Annotated in this window: 18 protein-coding genes; 13 read left to right on the top strand and 5 right to left on the bottom strand. The window is 68.0% G+C overall.

Annotated elements, in window-relative coordinates; translation table 11 throughout:
- Positions 1-7: 7 nt before the first annotated feature.
- From GUI43_RS20340 to GUI43_RS20355, 4 genes are read right to left on the bottom strand one after another with little or no spacing between them, the layout of a single operon-like run.
- Complete coding sequence (locus GUI43_RS20340; protein WP_146765933.1) at positions 8-493, bottom strand: hypothetical protein; 486 nt, start codon at positions 491-493, stop codon at positions 8-10.
- A gap of 15 nt (positions 494-508) precedes the next feature.
- A complete protein-coding gene (locus GUI43_RS20345) occupies positions 509-1318 on the bottom strand; it encodes a hypothetical protein (protein ID WP_112601021.1) in 810 nt (269 codons plus the stop codon).
- Positions 1319-1329: 11 nt separating this feature from the next.
- A complete protein-coding gene (locus GUI43_RS20350) occupies positions 1330-1623 on the bottom strand; it encodes a hypothetical protein (protein WP_146765934.1) in 294 nt (97 codons plus the stop codon).
- Between the two features lie 32 nt (positions 1624-1655).
- Positions 1656-2441 (bottom strand): hypothetical protein, encoded by a 786-nt coding sequence (locus GUI43_RS20355; protein WP_146765935.1) that lies wholly within the window; start codon positions 2439-2441, stop codon positions 1656-1658.
- A gap of 155 nt (positions 2442-2596) precedes the next feature.
- Between GUI43_RS20355 and GUI43_RS20360 the strand changes: the two genes are divergently transcribed.
- The 13 genes from GUI43_RS20360 to GUI43_RS34315 all read left to right on the top strand — a co-directional run bounded on the left by GUI43_RS20360 (position 2597) and on the right by GUI43_RS34315 (position 14701).
- Positions 2597-2992, top strand: a complete 396-nt coding sequence (locus tag GUI43_RS20360; protein ID WP_091402451.1) for a transcriptional regulator — start codon at positions 2597-2599, stop codon at positions 2990-2992.
- 175 nt (positions 2993-3167) lie between these two features.
- Positions 3168-4763, top strand: coding sequence for an FtsK/SpoIIIE domain-containing protein (locus tag GUI43_RS20365; protein WP_112699527.1), 1596 nt, complete (start codon positions 3168-3170; stop codon positions 4761-4763).
- Positions 4760-5026, top strand: coding sequence for a hypothetical protein (locus GUI43_RS20370; protein WP_112699528.1), 267 nt, complete (start codon positions 4760-4762; stop codon positions 5024-5026). The genes GUI43_RS20365 and GUI43_RS20370 overlap by 4 nt, the downstream gene beginning before the upstream one ends.
- A 3-nt stretch (positions 5027-5029) precedes the next feature.
- Positions 5030-5218 carry a hypothetical protein gene (locus GUI43_RS20375; RefSeq protein ID WP_112699529.1) on the top strand — a complete coding sequence of 63 codons (189 nt, stop codon included), beginning with the start codon at positions 5030-5032 and terminating at the stop codon, positions 5216-5218.
- Positions 5215-5787, top strand: a complete 573-nt coding sequence (locus GUI43_RS20380) for a DUF2637 domain-containing protein (RefSeq protein ID WP_112699530.1) — start codon at positions 5215-5217, stop codon at positions 5785-5787. The genes GUI43_RS20375 and GUI43_RS20380 overlap by 4 nt, the downstream gene beginning before the upstream one ends.
- Positions 5784-7532: a replication initiator gene (locus GUI43_RS20385; protein WP_112699531.1), complete on the top strand. Its 1749-nt coding sequence runs from the start codon at positions 5784-5786 to the stop codon at positions 7530-7532. Before GUI43_RS20380 ends, GUI43_RS20385 begins: the two co-directional genes overlap by 4 nt.
- Positions 7532-7714, top strand: coding sequence for a helix-turn-helix transcriptional regulator (locus tag GUI43_RS20390; RefSeq protein WP_112601013.1), 183 nt, complete (start codon positions 7532-7534; stop codon positions 7712-7714). Before GUI43_RS20385 ends, GUI43_RS20390 begins: the two co-directional genes overlap by 1 nt.
- Positions 7714-8919 carry a tyrosine-type recombinase/integrase gene (locus GUI43_RS20395; protein ID WP_112601012.1) on the top strand — a complete coding sequence of 402 codons (1206 nt, stop codon included), beginning with the start codon at positions 7714-7716 and terminating at the stop codon, positions 8917-8919. Before GUI43_RS20390 ends, GUI43_RS20395 begins: the two co-directional genes overlap by 1 nt.
- 115 nt (positions 8920-9034) lie before the next feature.
- Positions 9035-9844 (top strand): hypothetical protein, encoded by an 810-nt coding sequence (locus tag GUI43_RS20400; protein ID WP_112601011.1) that lies wholly within the window; start codon positions 9035-9037, stop codon positions 9842-9844.
- 723 nt (positions 9845-10567) lie between these two features.
- A complete protein-coding gene (locus GUI43_RS20410) occupies positions 10568-11065 on the top strand; it encodes a DUF1877 family protein (RefSeq protein WP_112699532.1) in 498 nt (165 codons plus the stop codon).
- A 237-nt stretch (positions 11066-11302) separates the two neighbouring features.
- Positions 11303-12481, top strand: coding sequence for a low temperature requirement protein A (locus GUI43_RS20415; protein WP_170158762.1), 1179 nt, complete (start codon positions 11303-11305; stop codon positions 12479-12481).
- Positions 12482-13577: 1096 nt separating this feature from the next.
- Positions 13578-14096, top strand: a complete 519-nt coding sequence (locus GUI43_RS20425; protein ID WP_112699533.1) for a SigE family RNA polymerase sigma factor — start codon at positions 13578-13580, stop codon at positions 14094-14096.
- Positions 14096-14701 carry a hypothetical protein gene (locus tag GUI43_RS34315; protein WP_211326732.1) on the top strand — a complete coding sequence of 202 codons (606 nt, stop codon included), beginning with the start codon at positions 14096-14098 and terminating at the stop codon, positions 14699-14701. The genes GUI43_RS20425 and GUI43_RS34315 overlap by 1 nt, the downstream gene beginning before the upstream one ends.
- A gap of 194 nt (positions 14702-14895) precedes the next feature.
- Here the strand turns inward: GUI43_RS34315 and GUI43_RS20435 are convergent, their stop codons facing one another.
- Positions 14896-17535 carry a TIM-barrel domain-containing protein gene (locus GUI43_RS20435; RefSeq protein ID WP_249037798.1) on the bottom strand — a complete coding sequence of 880 codons (2640 nt, stop codon included), beginning with the start codon at positions 17533-17535 and terminating at the stop codon, positions 14896-14898.
- Positions 17536-17634 lie beyond the last annotated feature (99 nt).

Raw genomic sequence — 17634 nt, forward strand, 5'->3', positions numbered from 1 at the left:
TGCCCTGCTACTCGTGGCCAGCTTCGTGCGTAGCCGCCTCGCTCATCCGCCGGGTGAGTAAGGCGGCGCCGCGGAGGAGCAGAGCGAGTAGGACGCCGATGATGCCGGCGGTAAGCAGGGTCCAGGGGTCCCCCATGATCAGGCGCACCAATGCGTAGGCGGCCAGCGCTACGAGCACAGCCAGTAGAGCCCACCAAAGCCGGCGGTAGATCCGGCCGGCGGTGGCCAGCCTTTCCCTGAGTAGCCCAGCATTGTCGTCCGACCGGGCGTAGATGAGGGTCCCGACGAGGACGGCAACGGCAACCTGCGCGGTGGCGCCACCGACGGCGAAGGGCAACCCGGGCAGCTCGCCAGCGATCACCATGGCCGTACCGCTGGCGGTGAAGCCGGTCAAACCGAGGAACACGAGTATGCCTATCCGGATGCTCCTACGAGCGCTGCGCCGAGCTGCGGTCGGGTCGACAAGCGGCACGCGGTCATTGCGTACATCCATGGTTCCAGGTCTCCGTCAGCTCTTGATGTTCCAGTCCAGGGTCTTGCCGCCATCGCGGACACGCCCGTCCGAGAGGTCCGAGACCAATGTCGGCCAATTGCCGCCCGGAAGTCCGTCGCTAGTGTGTAGGCGCTGGTCTAGGTCCCGCATCTGCGTCCATAGGCTGGTCAGGTAGGTGATGGCCGCAGTAACGACGCCGATGGTCAGAGCGATGGTCCTAGCGGTGGAAGCACCCGCTGCGGCCGCAGCTGGGGGCGCTGCGACAACTGTTTCGGCGGCGATCACCTCCGCGATCAGCTCCACGATGTACGGCACAAACACCGCAGCGATGCCGAGCCAGAAGGCAATGATTCCTGCGGCAATCTTCCAGAGCGCGTCATCGAGGTCATCGGTTGCGGCCTTGATGCTGGCGAGGGCCTTGCCTTGGAGCGGGAGTAGGCCGGTGTAAGCGGTCGCGGCGACCCCGGTCCAGTAATCATCGACATGGAGTTGCCCTGCGTCGACCCTGGCGGCCTGCTCGTGCACCGGCCCGCCGACGTGGCGGGTCCACGTCTCGCCGTGTGAGTACAGCGTCCATGGCACGCCCCAGCGGGTGAGGAACTTACCCACTTCGGAAAAGAAGCGGATGGCCAGATCTCGGAAGCGCTCCATGAGGCGCAGCGTCTCCCGAGCGAACGGCCCGAGCCAAGGAAGGTGGCTGTTCACCCGCTCGATGAGCTGGTTAGCGAGCCCTTCGATACGACGAACACCAGCTTCGATATGGTTGATAAGTTCATTGAACTCGGCCTCGGACAACGGAAGTGGGCGGGGGAAGGGGAACGTCACCAGCCGGCCTTTCAGTAGATGTTGTTGAGCCGGTGTACGCCGTCTGCCTCGTCGCGCTCGTAACCGTCGGCGGCATGACGCAGCGACATCGCGATCGTCTCGAAGGTATGGCTGCCCTCGGTGAGGAGCCGAATCAAGCGGTCTTGGAGTTGCTGGTACACATCGACCAGCCCGATCTGGTCACCGATGTATGAGAAATGCAGCGCAGCTAGCTCAAGGCGGGCGGCGACTTGGGCCGCGTCTCGCATGATGTCGCCGGCGTCGTCCCAGACAGCCGCGTCCTCACGCAGCTTCCCGATCGACACCGTCAGCTTCTGAGGGCTCGGAGGTGGCATGCTCAGTCACTCCTTGGGGCTTGTCGTGGACCCAATCCGAGGTTGGCGAGGAGTTGCGCCGGATCGCCGGTCATCCGCTCCAGCTCGTCGTACGGCCAAGAATTTCGCAGCCGGATGGCTTGCTCGCGATCCGCGTATGCCTGCTGTAGAGCTTGGATCACAGCAGCCCCCACCTGATCGGCGTGCGCCATGCGCAACCAAGCATTGTCGATGGATACAGCCGACAATCGCTCACCGCTCAGCGTCACTCGTACGCGGTCTTCTGGGTCGGCGCTGGTGGAGATGGCGAGCGCTGCACGCTCCGCTTCCGCCGCGAGGTCGTCGAGGCGGGCGAAGGAATCGGTGAGCACGTGGAACAGCCCCCGGGCGAAATTGACCGCCGACTCGTCTCCCGGCTCAGTGAGGCCACTCCCTGTCGGGGACGAAGCCGGCGCAGGTACATCCGGTTCGTTTCCCGTCGCTTGGCTGACGCCGTTCGACCACGCCTCAATCCGCAGGCGGGCTGCCTCATCGGCGGCCTCCACCATGGCTGCACCCAGCTGGTCGCTGCTGATCCGTCTGTGCCAGTGGAAGAAGACATCAACTTCGCTGATTCGGCCGTCCGAGGCCAAGACCACGCGCACGACTTCGTGTGAGTCCCGGGCGGACACCTCGGCTGCTTCCCGTTCGCCGGCTGCGAAGCGCCGCGCCAGGTCCTCCGCCTGGAGGCGGAGCTCTTCAAGTTCCGCGATGTCGTCCAGCGGATGTCCCATAAATCGCCCCCGATCGATCAGGTTGTCGCTGGTCACCACAACTTAACGTGCTCGCTCCACTACTGCTGTCCCTCCAATCAGCGTTCGCTCGCGCTTGGACGACTATTCCGAAGCTTGTTGACTTGTCTGCCAAGTGCCGTCTACCTTGGATCTCAACTTGGCAGACAAGTTAACAAGTTGGAGGTTGAGCGATGGCTCTGCGTGGCGGTACGAGGTTCGCGGTGCGGTGTGAGGACGTGTTCCCGGCGGGGTGCGCGTTGGTGCCCGAGTCTCTGGGCGAGGTCGAGGACTACGACGAGAAGACCGGTCGGCGTAGCCCGGCGAAGGACAAGCTGACCGGCCAGCGGGTGTGGCAGGTCCGGGTGATGGACCTGGATCCGGAGCTGGGGAAGCGGTCGAGGGAGACGACGGTGAAGATCTCGGCGGACTACCAGCCGGTGCCGCCGACGGGTGGCCTGTTCGAGGCGGTGGAGTTCGACGGCATGACCGTCACGCCGTACGTGGGCAACAACGGTCGGATGGCGTATTCGCTGCGGGCGACCGGGATGCGTGCCCCGGCGGGCGTGGCGACGAAGGCGGCGCAGTAGCCGCATTTGGTGGGGGCGGGGCTGTCAGGTCTTGGCGGACGGCAGCCCCGCCCTCTGTCTCTTTCCCCTGCTCTGTCGAGAGAGGTAGTGACATGTCCAAGCGTATGCCCGCCGCCCTGCGGCGGCCCACAGTGGCGGGTGCGCGATGATTCGCCGGCCGCGGGGCGAGGTCGTGATGACCACCGCCGGGGACCTGATGGTGATCCGTCCGCGCCGGCTGGAGCTGCCGGTCTGGCTGATCGCGATCGGCCTGGTGCTGCGCTGGCTGTGGCGGGGCCTGTGGTGGTGTCTTCGTCACCCGGTCGCTGTCGGCCTGGTCGTGGCCGGTGTGAGCCTCTACCGCGAGTTCGGTCGGGCCGGTGTGATCGTGCCTGTGGTCCTGGCCGCTGCCGTGTCGGCGCTGTGGCGGTGGCGGCACGAGTCGTCCTGGTGGACCTGGTGCGCCGGTCCGATCCTCGGCCGGTTCCGTCAGCTCTTCGTCTACCGGCGGGCCTGGCGTGAAGCGATGACGCTCTGCGGCCTGGCCAAGGTGTACGACCATCGCACGGTCCTGCCGGAGCTGTTGCGGGTCCGCTCGGATCAGGCGCTCGACGTGCTGACCATCCGCATGGTTCGGGGGCAGACACCCGAGGAGTTCCAAAAGGCAACGGCAAACCTCGCGTACGCCTTCGGCCGGCGGCACGCCCGCGTCTACTCCGAGCGCCCCGATGACCCGCCGATCCGGTCGGGCTACTGGGCGCTGGTCCTAGGCGCGGTGGACCGGCTGCGGTTCCGGGACCGGCCGTCGGTGGTCTACCTGGTGGTGGTCCGCACGGACGCACTGCGCACCCTGGTTGACCCGTTCGACGTCCCGTCGGTGCCCGACTTCACCGCTCTACCGCTGGCGCGACGGGAAGACCTGCGGCACTGGTGCCTGCACCTGCTCGCCACGCACGTACTCATCGGCGGCGCCACCCGGTCCGGGAAGGGCTCGGTGCTGTGGTCGCTGGTCCGCGTCCTGGCCGGGGGGATCTCCTCCGGGTTGGTCCGGCTCTGGGTGATCGATCCCAAGGGCGGCATGGAGTTCGCGATGGGCCGGCCGTTGTTCGCGCGGTTCGCCTGCAAGTCGTTCGAGGCCATGGCCGACCTTCTTGACGAGGCCGTGACGGTGATGCGGGAGCGGCAGACCCGGCTTGCCGGCGCGGTGCGGGTGCACACCCCGACCCTGGATGACCCCCTGGTCGTGGTCGTCATCGACGAGATGGCGGCACTGACCGCGTACCTCCAGGACGTTGACCTGCGCAAGCGCATCGCCGGTTCACTCGGGTTGCTGCTGTCGCAGGGTGCCGGCGTCGGCGTCCTGGTGGTGGCCGCGTTGCAGGACCCCCGCAAAGAGGTCCTGCCGTTCCGGGACCTGTTTCCAACCCGCATCGCCCTCGGCCTGACCGAGGCCGCTCAGGTCGACCTCGTCTTGGGCGACGGCGCCCGCAACCGGGGTGCCCTCGCCGACCAGATGCCCCGCTGGGCCAAGGGCGTCGGCTACGTGATCCTCGACGGCACCCCCGAGCCCGCCCGGGTCCGTTTCTCCTACATCTCCGACGACCACATCCGGGACCTAGCCGCCGAGTACCCGGCACCGGCCGACGCGGCGGACATCCTCGCCCAGGTCGGCCGGGAAACCGCCACCGAGCCAACCCGGCCGCCTCTGCCCCGGCAACGTCGCGGACCACTGCTGCCCGACTCGCTGCTGAACATCCTCGACCGGGACACCGACGGGGGTGAGCCGCGGTGACCGCCCCGACCGACGGCCGAACCTTCTACCGGCTCCGCGCGCCCGGCACTGACGGCGCCGCCAGCACGGCGGTGTCCGTGCGCGTCGACCTCGCTCGGCCCGATGCGTACCCGGTCTATCTCGCCGTGGGCGGCGGCCGGCGCCGCATGTATCTGACCCCCGACGAGGCGTGGGCGCTGTGGCGCTGCCTCTCCGAAGCGGTGGCCTCCCTCGGCGAGCCACCCGACCACATCCGTACCCGCGTCGCCCCGGCCCGGAGGTAACCGATGTCCCTCAAGAGCTTCTTCCTCGGCACCCACCGCCTCAAGCCCCTGCACATCGAACTCAACGGCTCCCCGGACCGGCTCGCCGGCGCCCTGCACGGCCTGGCGCACATGGTCAACCGCCGCCGCGACCTCAACGGCCAACAGATCTGCATCACCCTGACCATCCGCGACAACGGCAGCAGCCGATGATCCGCGAACGTGTCGAGTCCGGCGTCCGGGTGCTGATCCTGCTCGCCATCGGCACCATGGCCGGCGCCGCCGCCTTCACCCACGTCCACGACCTGACCGTCGCCCACGGCCAACCCGACTGGATCGGCTGGGCCAACGCCGTAGCGGTCGAGCTGATGGCCATCTACCTCGGCCTGGAGATCCGCGCCCGCCGCCGTGATGGTCGACCCGTCGGCCTGGTCGGCGTGCTCCTGATCGCGTTCGCGCTGCTCTCCCTCGCCGCCCAGGTCGCCGAAGCCGAACCGTCCGTCTGGGGCTGGATCGTCGCGGCGGTACCGTCGCTGGCCTTCCTCGCTCTGGTGAAGGTCGTCCTGTCCAGCGCACCCACCACCGCGCCGGTACCCGAGCCGGACCAACCGCAGGTCGACTGGAGACACGACGTCTCGGAGCAGGTCATCGAGCCTGAGCCGCAGCAACCGACTCTGCCCATCGCGCCTGTACCTCCGGTTCGCCCGGCCTCGTCCGCGGTGCTGCCCCCGGTTGGCGTCGTCCAGCCCAACCGGCCCCAGGTCGTCGGGATCATCCGATGACGGCTCCAACCCTGCCCGGCCTCGAACCCGCCCCGACCCCGGTTGCTCCTCGTCCGGGGTCGCGGGCGGCCCGCATGGCGCTGCCTCGCTCGGTCGACGTGCTACAGGAAATCGCGGCCGAGTACGGCGTCTGCGTCCGTCCGCTCGCCATGCGCCGCACGGACCTGAACACCGGGCTGACCGAGGTCATCGATCTGCCGTGTGGGGCGACCCGGGAGGACAAGTGCGCCCCGTGCGCCAAGAAGAACCGCCGGCTGCGGCAGGCGCAGATCCGGGAAGGTTGGCACCGCGACGACGAGCCGTTACCGCCTCCGGAGCCGGCGACCGAGGAACAGAAGGCGCTTGTCCTGCTGCGCGGGCACCTGGAGTTCTCCCGTGACGAGGCGTCCCGGGCGAGCCAGTGGGACCAGGTCACCGACCTCGACGAGGCAATCCAGGAGGTGGAAGAGGCAATTGCGGCCGAAGGGCTCCGGGGACGGATCGCGCCGCCGCACTCGGCCGGCGACGAGGACCAGGACGACGAAGACAACGGCCGGCGCCGCAAGCGCTCCACCCGGCGGCGGCAGGATGCCCCGGACCTGCCTCGCCGCAAGGTCGAGCGCCGCACGGTCGGCAAGACCTACACCGCGCCGGACGGCTCGACCTACCGGCCGTCGATGTGGTTGACGCTCACCCTCGACTCGTATGGCCCGGTCCGCCCTGACGGCACCCCGGTCAACCCCGCCCGGTACGACTACCGCCGCGCAACCTGGGATGCGGTGCACTTCCCTCGGCTGCTGGACCGGTTCTGGCAGAACCTGCGCCGCTGCGAGGGCTGGAACGTCCAGTACGCCGGCTGCGTCGAGCCGCAACGCCGCCTCGCCCCACACGCTCACTTCGCCATCCGGGGCACCATCCCGCGCGACGTGCTGCGAATCGTGGCGGCGGCGACGTACCACCAGGTGTGGTGGCCCTCCGTCGACGTGCAGCGGTACACCCTCGACCGGCTCCCGCTCTGGGACGAGCAGGCAGCGGCGTGGGTCGACCCGGACACCCGCGCGCCGCTGACCACCTGGTCGGAAGCGCTCGACGCGATCGACGATGACCCGGACGCCGAACCGGTGCACGTGGTGCGCTTCGGCGCCCAGGTCGACGCGCGTGGGGTCATGCCCGGCACCGAGGACGCCGAGCGGACCATCCGGTACGTCACGAAGTACATCACCAAGCACACCGGCGACGTCCACAAGATCACCAGCGGTCGGCAGCGGGCACACCTGGACCGGCTGTGGCAGGAACTCCAGGTGACCCCGTGCACCGACCGTTGCGCGAACTGGCTGCTCTACGGCGTCCAGCCGAAGGGGTCGAACGCGAAGCTCAAGCCGGGCCGGTGCAAGGGCAAGGTCCACCAGCGGGACACCCTCGGCATCGGCGGCCGGCGCATCCTCATCTCCCGCGACTGGTCCGGCAAGACGCTCTCCGACCACAAGCACGACGTCCGGGCCTGGGTGCGGGCTCTGCTCGGCGTGAGCGTCGGCCTGGATGGCGTCGACGACCAGGGCGTGACAGTCGAACCGGTCCGGCACGCCTGGGAACTCGCCCGGCCCGACGACCCCGACGTGCCGGCCATGGCCCACCGGCTGCTGCGGTCGATCAGCGAACGTGCCCGCTGGCGCTCCGAACTCCTCGCCGCAAAGGACCGGGCCGCGCAGCTACCCGAGGCCGAATCGAGAACGGGAACGGACGGCATAACGGGGGAGAGGCTTTGATGGCGGCGAACGATGGGCTCTGGACGATCCGGGACGTGGCGGCGTACCTGCGGGTGCCGACCGAGACGCTGTACCGCTGGCGCAAGGTCAAGTACGGTCCGCCTGCGGCCCGGGTCGGACGACACCTGCGGTACGAGCCGGAGACGGTCCGGTCATGGGTACGTGAGCAGGCGGCAGCCTGATGGGACACGTAGAGGACCGCTGGTACAAGGTGATCCGGCACGAAGGCGGCCGGAAGGAGCGGATCAAGTCGGATCTGTTCGGCAAGGGGATGCGCTACCGGGTGCGCTACATCGGTCCGGACGGCCGGGAACGTAGCCAGTCCTTTCCCGACCGGGCGAAGCGTGAGGCTGACGCGTTCCTCGTCTCCAACGAGACGGACAAGCTTCGGGGCTCCTACGTCGACCCGTCGGCTGGTCGGATGGCCTTCACCGAGTACGCCGAGAACTGGTTGCGCACGCGAGCTTTCGACGAGTCGACCCGGGAGAGCACGGAGTTCCGGGTACGGAAGCACCTGCTCCCGTTCTTCGGCACTCGGCAACTGGCCGCGATCAAGCCGGGCCACATCCGGGAGTGGGACGCCGGGATGGTCGGCAAGCTGGCCCCGGCGACCCGGGCCGTCGTCTTCGCCCACCTGCGGACCATCCTGGGTGCGGCCGTCGATGACGAGCGCATCGCCAAGAACCCGTGCTCGGCAGCCTCGGTCAAGCCACCCCGGCCGACGCAACGTCGCGTCGTTCCTTGGCGGGCCGACGAGGTTTCGGCAATCCGCGGTGGCCTCGCTGAGCGGTACCGCCCGATGGTCGACTTGGGCGCCGGCTGTGGCATGCGGCAGGGGGAGATCTTCGGCCTGGGCGTCGATGACGTCGACCTTGACTCGGGCTGGGTGCACATTGTCCGGCAAGTCAAGGTGGTCCGCTCCCGGCTGGTTTTCGGCCTCCCTAAGAACGATCGGGACCGCCGTGTACCGCTGCCCAATTCGGTAGTCCAGTCGCTCAAGGAGCACGCCGAGAAGTACGACCCGCTGTCGATCACCCTGCCCTGGGAGGACCCGTACAGCGACGAGCGGGTGACGGTGCCGCTGCTGTTCACCACCACCCGCCGGGGCGCGATCAAGCGGGCCACCTTCGACGACAAGAGCTGGCGTCCGGCGGTGAGGGCGGCCGGCATCGTCCCGACCCGGGCGACCGGGATGCACGCGCTGCGCCACTTCTACGCCTCGGCGTTGCTCGACGCGGGGGAGAGCATCAAGGCCCTCGCCTCTTACCTCGGGCACTCCGACCCCGGCTTCACGCTCCGGGTCTATACCCACCTGATGCCGGCTAGCGAGGAACGCACCCGCCGGGCCATCGATGATCTCTTCCAAGCAGTCCCGCCCGCAGTCTGATCCACGACCTGGCCGAGTGTCAGCCGTAGAACGTGGACTCGATGGGATACACATCGTGAAGCAGCGGCGCCAGCTCAGACCAGCCTGGCGCCACAGTCAGGGGAGGGGTCGGCAAGTGGGCGAGCGCGGAGAGTCCGTTCGGTACGCGTACTGGTCTGATCGACGAGTCCGCTCTATCGCCGATGACGACGGAATCAATATCGACCCGCGTTGGAAGACCAAGATCTCCCTCTTCAAGATCCCGCTGTTGCAGACCGGCATTGACCTTGAGCGAGAGGCCCGCACTCTCCAACGCAAAGAGATAGCAAAGCGCATCGAGCGGGCCATCGGGGACCTTGCCGTCGAGGACTTCGTGACGCCGCCGCCGGCTCGTTACGCGCGAGGCATCGGGCGGGTCGAGTTCTCGCACTTCGTTTGCGAGGAACAGGGCCGAGTGGTCTTGGGTGCGCGCACGGTCGCCTCCGACGGCACTCGCGTAGCCGTCTGTCTCTTCGGCAGTCGAGGCAGCGTCACCGGGTTCATGGGGCCCGATGACCCCGTGGCAGGCGGCTGGAGCTCTTCCGCGATGTGGTCGGTCACGAGATGGTTGGCAGAGAGTTGTGCGGCGAGCGGCCTGCGGCGCGATGACCCGCAGTCGATCTCGGTGGAGGCGATGAAGATTGCCTTCGACCAGGGTTCTACTCAGGAGTCGCGCGAAGCCCCGGACCAGCCGTGGAAGCGGGGATACGCGTTTGGCGATGTGCCTGATGGCGAGTGGTTCGCGGAGATCTACAGCGACGTGGTTCTTGATAAGGATCGGTGGAGCCTGCGTGAGCCTGTAGATCGAATCCTCGTCGGTGCGCCGTTGTGGGTGCGGACTCCACGGGCAGCGGCGCGGAGGTACCGCGACTTCCGGCGGGACATGAACGTCAAGCGCTACCAGTAGCACGCCCTTTGGCCCCGCCCGCTGGACTTCGCGCCTGCGACACCGGACGGCCTGGCGACGGCCTACAGCGGCCTTTGCCAGGCTCCGTCCCTGGTCAGCGGGGGTGCGATGATCTTAATCCGGCGTACAGGTCGACTCGTCCGTCGCCCACCAGCTCACAGCCTCGATCAAGGCTATGAGCTGGTTCTGTGCTCGGGCGTCGCTGGTCATTCATGGTCAACATTTGGCGGCGTTTGACGTCCTGACGACGCCCTGACGCCTTGGAGAACCCCTGAGCGCCGGCTCAGTCGGGCCTCGTGTCGGGTCGCGCGGGCTGTGCCGTCGTGGGCCTTACCGGGGAACACCCGCGGTGGGGTGCATGGCGAATCGCATTCGAGCTGGGTCGCAACGGCTGCCCGCGTCCGGTGCCGTCGCGGATGACGGTCTATCGGGTCCTGGCCCGGCACGGGCTGCACGTGGCGGTCAAACGCCGCCGTGGCCGGAGCGACTATGTGCGCTGGGAACGGACGCCCACGCCGGAGCAACCCTCACCGTCGACGCCGCCGACACCACCTTCCGCGTCTACGACGGCGACCAGCTCGTCGCCGAAGTCCCTCGATCCACCACCAAGGCCATCGCTAGATTCAAAGCCCGTAAACCAGAGCCTCTGCGACGGACAGCGGACAGAGCAACCGCGCCGCTCGCCGGTCCCACGCAGCTGACAAGGCAAGGAGCAGCAGCCGGGTGAGCTTCCATATGCACCTGCGGGCCACCGCCACCAACGAGGTCCCAGAGGACTTCTCGTCGCTGGTTGACCTCATGTCCACCGCCTGGGAGGCGCACCAGAACGAGTACGCAGCTGGCGTCGCCCATTCCATCGACAAGGACTTCGGCCACGTCCACGAGCTCTACATCATGGGCCTGGACCAGAGCGACGGCACAAACCCGGCCAACAACCTGCCGATCTTCGGCGGGCGTCACATAGACGGCCCGGCAAAAGACCAACCACCGTTCGTCATCCTCGACCCGGCCGAAGTGCACAGGACCGCAGACTTCCTCCAGACCCTTTCGTTCGACGAACGCTGGCGCATCGCAGGAACGAATCTCTCCACGCCGTACATCGGATGGGAGGACGAAAACGCGGCCAGAAAGATCTACCTCGGCCATCACGACGCCCTGCGCACCTTCTACCAGAGGGCAGCGCGAGCGGGAGACGCCGTGATCAAAGCCTTCTGGTATTAGGCCAGCAACGCAGCCCAGGAAGGCTAACCGCTCGACCCCCAGCGGACTACTCTCACACAAGATCGTCTAGCCGGACCCACTCCACCAGCGGTCCACAGCCGAGACGTTCCCACCGATTCGGGCGATCTCCGTCGTCGATGCACCGCCTGGAGTCGCCATATTAGGCGTCCGGGTCCGTACCGGACGGATGAGTAGGAAGATGCGCATATGGGGCGTATCTCGGGGATTCGGCGACCGGTGCCGATTGGTGAGGCCCAACGCACCACCCCGTTTGAGGTCTTCTTCGACTTGGTGTTCGCGTTCGCCTTCATCCGCGTGGCCACGTTCATGGCAGGGTCGCCGACGCCGCTCGTCCTGGTGCAGGGCCTGGTGTTCCTGATGCTGCTGTGGTGGCCCTTCACTACCTTCGCCTGGCTGGCCAACCGGGTTCGCGCCGACGTGGGTCTGGTCCGCGCCGGGCTGGTCGTGGTGATGGCCGCAATGTTGGTGGCCGCCTTGATCATCCCGTACGCGTGGGGGCACGGCAGATCGACGGTGTCCGAAGCGCTGACGGTGGCGGTGGCGTACATCGTGATCCGGACCGTGTTTTACCTACTCAATTGGCACGTGGCCGTCGTTAACCCGCGAATCCCGGCGCCCGGCTTCCGCTATGCCATCCCGATCGCGGTGGGCTGGATTCCGCTGCTGCTCGGGGCGGTGCTCGGCGGGGCCACACAAACGCTGTTGTGGGCCGCAGCGTTCCTCATCGACTGCCTCGGTACCGCGTGCGTCTCGGTGTTCAGCAGAGAGCGATTTCGGTTGCGCAGTGCTAGCCACCTGTGCGACCGGCATGGCCTGTTACTGATTATCGCCCTGGGCGAGTCGCTGATCGCGGTGGGCGCCGGCGCCGGATCGGCGGTCACCCGCTGGCCGGTCCTGATCGCCGCACTGCTCGCCGTGGGCATTGCCACGGCCCTGTGGTGGCTGTACTTCGAGAACGCCGCCGCACCGGCCGGACAGGCACTGGCGCGCCTCCCCGACCAGGACCGCGTCCGGCCTGCCATCAGCGCCTACAGCCTGGCCCACTTCCCGCTCATCGCCGGGATCATCTACCTGGCCCTGGGCATCGAACTCGTCCTCGAGCACCTGGCCCACCACCCGTCGCAGCATCCTGCCGGGGCGCCGCTGGATTGGACCTCCACAGCAGCCCTGTTCGGCGGCCCGGTCGTCTACCTCATCGGCCGGGGCCTGTTCCTCCGTTTCACCGTCGGACACACCCCACCCGCCCAACTCGTCGCGGCCGGCATCATGCTCGCACTGCTTCCCGTCGCCCGGAGCCTGCCCGCCCTCGGCGCCTTCGGCGTGATCACCGCTGTCCTCGCCGCCCTCGTCTGCTACGAACGCATCATGTGGCAGCCGACCGCAGGTGCCAGATGATTACCCACCCACACCCCATACCGTGAAAGACCAGCAATATCTCCGTGCCTTGGCCATCAGTCAGCGACGGCGTCCGGCTCAAGACGTGCCGTCCCGGCACAACCCAGGCCACCTGCGCCAGCTCCTCGCCGACGACGGTCAGCCTGCCGGGCCACCACCGATCGCCACCGGACCCGTCCAGGCCGGCACCCCGATCGAGGTCGAACGGCTCGTCAACGCCACCGGCCTGATCAGCCTCGCCGGAGCGGCAACACCCCCGTCGGCTACCACTTCGCCGGCAGGCGCGTCACCGTCCGACTCGACCGCGTGCTCATGCAGAGTGCGACGGCGTCGACGTTCGGTTGGAGTGTCGCCGAAGAAGGTGCCGCCTGATCGACCCCGGACGACCGGCTGTCGCCAGTGGGTCCGGAGCCGCCGAGTTTCTTGAAGTTTTTCGGATCGGCGGCAACCTGCGGGTGGTGGATCGCATGTACCCGGATGTAAGCCAAGACAGCCACGATCCGGAGGACCTGAGATGTCTACGCGTCTACGTTCGCTGTTACCCGTCGCCACCGTCCTGTTCGGACTTGCCGCTTGTAGTTCCACGCCGTCTCCTACGCCGCCCGCCGCTGCTCCGCCCGCCGCTACGTCGACTCCCACTTCGGCTGCTCCGGTTGAGGTGGCCCCAGCCACTTCGCCCGCTGTGGCTGCGAAGGCGTCGGACCGTACGGCCGGGAGCGTCACGTGTCCCTCGGCGAAGGCCCTCGCGAAACTGGTAGCACTGCCGAAGGGCTGGTATTTCGTTCCGTCGAGCGTGGAGTGCTGGAAGGGATGGGCGACGGCCGAGCCGGACGGTCCGAGCACCGGCGACGGCGTCTACCTGTTCCAACACAAGGCCGGCACGGGCTGGCGGTACCACAGCCAGGGCAGCGCTTACGACTGTAAGGATCTCGGTATCAACGAGCCTGCGCCGTTCTGCCAGTATCCCTAAGCCGTGGTGACCGAGGGTAGCGCGCTGGTCCGTACCGGCGACGGTATACGGCATAGTCGGCCCGGGCCGCATCGACGGACAGCGCCGCCGGAACGAATTTCGGCACACGGGGGGCACGAGCGGAGCATGTCGAACTCCATAGACGAGCTTTTTCGCGAGTTCGTCCAGACCCGGTCGCCCGCGCTGCTGCGGACGGCGTTCCTGCTGACCGGTGACCGGCACCTCGCCGAGGATCTGGTACAGGATGCGCTGGCCCGCACTCATCGAGGCCGAAACCGGCTGGATGATCTCGGACACTTCGAGGCTTACACCCGCACGGCCATGTACCACCAGCATGTGAGCTGGTGGCGGCGCCGCAAGGTAGCCGAGTCCATGCCGGGCGATCTCACCGACATGGCGCAGCCCGGCAGTGACCACGCCCGGCGTACCGATCTCAAGCTCGCGCTGCACAAGGCCCTTGCCCAACTCACCCGGAGGCAACGCGCCGTGCTGGTGTTGCGGTTCTTCGAGGACCGCAGCGAGGCCGAGGCCGCGGTTCTGCTGAACTGCTCGGTTGGCACGATCAAGAGCCAGACCAGCAAGGCGCTGGCCCGCATGCGAGAGATGGCACCCAACCTCCTCTCGGCCGTGATGGAGGAAGCCTGATGACCGACAACCTCGGGCCGATGCGGCAGGCCATGTCCGATCTGGCCGAGCACGGCGGCAGAACCGACATGTACGAACGCGCCCTGCGCAAGTCGCGGCAGTCGCAACGGCGTACCGCGTTCACCACCGGCGCCGCGGTGGTGCTCGCCATCGGCGCCCCGGTCACCTTTGCCACCGTCAACCGGCCGGGACCGTCGACTCCGGTCGCGACCCAGCCGCCGGCACCCAGCGTCGCCCCGACCTCCGCGACTCCGAGCACGACGCCGTCGTCGACGCCAAGCGCGACGCCGAGCACGACGCCGTCGTCGTCGACGCCCTCATCCACGCGAACCAGTAACCGACCCCAGTATCCCGACTGTCCCTCGGCGAAGACCCTAGAAAAACTGGTGAAGCTGCCTAAGGATTGGTATTTCGTGCCGTCGAGCGTCAGTTGCTGGCGGGCCTGGGCGACGGCCGAACCGGATGGTCCGATCACCGGCGACGGCGTCTACCTGTTCCACTACAGGGCCGGCGGGGGCTGGCGGTACCACAGCCAGGGCAGCGCCTTCCATTGCGAAGACCTGGGGATCACTTCCGGCAACCCGCCGTTCTGCGAGATGGACTGAAGCGTCGTGGACCAACTACCTACGGCCCAGCGTGACGCTCGGCCGCGGGCTCCCGCCTTAGTCCGGTGAGGTCCAGGTCCGCCGGCCTCGCCGGCACATCGATGCTGAGAAAGAGATGCTCAAAGGGACTAGCCAACGAACCGGCCGGGTGGGTTGCCCCACCCGGCCGGTGTCCGGATCCCTGCAAGCAGGCTCTAGTGCTTCTTGAACACCGGCATGGTGTCCAGCGTGGTGGTGATGTTCTGCGTGGTGCCGCCCCGGTACGTCTTCCCGGTGAAGATGTCGGTCCAGCTGTTGCCCGGCGGGAACCACACCGACGTCGTGGCGGTGGTGCCTGGCGTCGTCACCGGTGCCACCAGGTAGTCCGGGCCGTAGAGGTACTGGGAACCGGCGGTGGCGTACGCGGCCTGCTCATTCGGGTACGCCAGGTACATCGAGCGGACGATGGGCGTACCCGTGCGGGTGGCCTCCTTGGCGGCGGCGTAGGTGTACGGCAGCAGCTTTTCCCGCAGGTTCAGGAACTTCTTGGCCGACGCGTTCGCCGCCGGGCCGTACTGCCAGGGCAGCCGGTCACTGTGGTTGGAGTGCAGCCGGTCGATCGGCTGGAACGTGCCGAACTGCACCCACCGGGCGTAGAGGTCGTCGGGCAGCTTGGTGCTGCCCGGTTCGCTGCCCGGCTCCTGGAGGCCGCCGGTGTGCCCGCCGATGTCGTGGCTGACCGCGGCCAGCCCGGTCGCGGCCGACTCGCCCGGCGTGTAGCCGACCTCCATCTGCAGCGTTGACCAGTCGGAGGTGGTGTCGCCGGTGAAGTGCAGCGTGGTGCGCTTGTCGGCCCACGGTCCGGTCGACACCGGGGTCGGGCTGCTGTAACCACCGGCCTGCAACGAGCCGTACGCCCGGGAGAACGCGAAGCCGGTCTTGTCGGCGTACTGCTGGTTGATCCACGCGTCAGCGGTCACTCCGGCGAGCGAGGACTTCGTGTTGTCGCAGCACCAGTCCAGCCACCACAGGTCCGGGCCCTTGGTGCCCTTCGGCAGCATCCCGTCGTGGAGCTGCATGTACGCAGTGAGCTGGTCCGGGTCGCCGAAGTCGAACGCGTAGCAGTCGGGGCCGCCGTTGCAGCCGACGCGCTGGAGCTTGCCCTTCGCGGTGGCCTGCGCCTGCGCGAACTTCGGGTCCGAGCCGAGGATGCTCGGGTGGATGTTGATGCCGGTGTGCAGGCCCTGCTTCCTGGCCCAGTCGAAGAACGCCTTCGGGTCGGGGATGCGGGTGGGGTCGATGCTCCAGCCGTTCCACTTGTCCGGCGCCTTGACGTCGGTGTCGAGGACGAGCACATCCAGCGGGACACCCTCGGCCTTGGCCCGGGTCACCAGGTTCTGGAACTCGGTGGCGGTGCGGTCGTAGTACTCGGAGTACCACACCCCGTACGCCCACTTCGGCAGTAGCTTCGTGGGCCCGGTGAGGGTCGACAGGTCCGACAGAGCACGGGTGAAGTCCTGCCCGTACGCGAAGACGTAGCCGTCCTGCTCGGCGGCGGGCCGGGGCTTGGTGTTGCTCAGGGCCGAGGCCGAGTCGTCGAGCAGGTACCAGCCGTCCTGGTAGAGCAGGCCCGGAGCGGTGAGGGCGGAACCGGTCACGCCGTCCAGGCCCCGGCGGTAGCCGCCGAGCGGCGCGTGCGGGGCGAGCAGCGGGGAGCCCTTGCTCGTGACGGCGACCGTGTCCACGTTGACGTTGCAACTGGCGTCCGTGGGGCAGCCCAGCGTCACGGTGTTGGTGCCTCGGTCGAGGTGGACCGGGACGGGAACGGTGTTCCAGTAGTCCCACCCGCTGGTCGGCGGAAGGGTCGCCGTGACCGGCGCAGCCGTTCCCGCGGTGACCGACATGGTGCGCGTCTGGGTCGGCTGGGCGCCAGCCTGGCCGTTGGCGTAGCGGATCTGTACCTGGTAGTCACCGGCGGACGGAACATCCGTCACTGTGAGCGTGTCGGCGGACGTGGTGCTTTCCAGGCCGGCCAGGAATCCCGTACCGGAAGCGCCGTTGTGGTCGTTCGCGGGCCTCGCGCCGCCGGTCAGCGCGCCGGTCTCGGCCTCTCCCAGCGTGCCGAACCGCAGGGGCTGCGGCTGGGGCGGGGTCGGCGCCGGGAACGAATCGCCCGGGTTGACCACCGCGAGGCTGTCGACGTTCACGTTGCCGGAGTCGTTGGGACCCCGTACGACGCTGATCTCGTGCCGGCCCGCGGTGAGGTCGACCGGCACGTTGGCCAGGCCCCAGGTGTCCCAGTTCGCGGTGGGCGGCAGCGTCAGCGTGTGGCCGGCGTCGCCGTCGACCTGAACAGTCAGGGTGCGGTCCACGTTCTGGCCGTCGCCACCGGTGCTGTTGGCGTAGCGGACGGCGAGCTGCTTCGTGCCGCCCTCGGGAGCGTCGAGCGCGAATTTGATCGAGTCGCCCGACGAGGCGAAGCCGGCCGCGAAGCCGCGTCCGGTGAATCCCCTGTGGTCGGTGGCCACGCCGGGCCCGTTCAACTGCAGCGATTCGGCCTCGCAGAGCGCCCCGAACGCGCAGGCCGGGGCGGTGTGGCCGGCCCACGGTTGCCCCTGCACGGTCTGCTTGCCGGCCTTGAGCTGCACCGTGAGGTTGTCGGCGGTGAACGCGCCCGAGCCGACCCGGTAACGCAACGTCATCGCGCCGGTGTCGAGGGTGAGCCAGCCGTGATCGACGTGCTTGGTAAAACGCGTACGGGGGAAGTCATCGCGCCCGATGGCGTTGAACGTGGCGGCGTCGGTGAACCTGCCGTCCTTCTGGTACTCGGTGCGGATCAGGGTCGGGGACAGCACTTCGAAACGTGCGTCACCCGACCGTACGGCTCCGTCTTGCGCCCGGTGGCGGCTGGCCTGGGCCGGCGCGGACGGGGCGAGCGCCAGCCCCGTGATGAG

Source organism: Micromonospora noduli, from assembly GCF_003264365.1.
In the GTDB taxonomy this organism is placed as follows: domain Bacteria; phylum Actinomycetota; class Actinomycetes; order Mycobacteriales; family Micromonosporaceae; genus Micromonospora; species Micromonospora noduli.

Excerpts from the sequence above, each read along its gene's own strand:
- GUI43_RS20385 (WP_112699531.1), top strand. The coding sequence starts at position 5,784 with ATGACGGCTCCAACCCTGCCCGGCCTCGAACCCGCCCCGACCCCGGTT.
- GUI43_RS20380 (WP_112699530.1), top strand. The coding sequence starts at position 5,215 with ATGATCCGCGAACGTGTCGAGTCCGGCGTCCGGGTGCTGATCCTGCTC.
- GUI43_RS20360 (WP_091402451.1), top strand. The coding sequence starts at position 2,597 with ATGGCTCTGCGTGGCGGTACGAGGTTCGCGGTGCGGTGTGAGGACGTG.
- GUI43_RS20395 (WP_112601012.1), top strand. The coding sequence starts at position 7,714 with ATGGGACACGTAGAGGACCGCTGGTACAAGGTGATCCGGCACGAAGGC.
- GUI43_RS20390 (WP_112601013.1), top strand. The coding sequence starts at position 7,532 with ATGGCGGCGAACGATGGGCTCTGGACGATCCGGGACGTGGCGGCGTAC.
- GUI43_RS20425 (WP_112699533.1), top strand. The coding sequence starts at position 13,578 with ATGTCGAACTCCATAGACGAGCTTTTTCGCGAGTTCGTCCAGACCCGG.
- GUI43_RS20365 (WP_112699527.1), top strand. The coding sequence starts at position 3,168 with ATGACCACCGCCGGGGACCTGATGGTGATCCGTCCGCGCCGGCTGGAG.
- GUI43_RS20375 (WP_112699529.1), top strand. The coding sequence starts at position 5,030 with ATGTCCCTCAAGAGCTTCTTCCTCGGCACCCACCGCCTCAAGCCCCTG.
- GUI43_RS34315 (WP_211326732.1), top strand. The coding sequence starts at position 14,096 with ATGACCGACAACCTCGGGCCGATGCGGCAGGCCATGTCCGATCTGGCC.
- GUI43_RS20340 (WP_146765933.1), bottom strand. The coding sequence starts at position 493 with ATGGATGTACGCAATGACCGCGTGCCGCTTGTCGACCCGACCGCAGCT.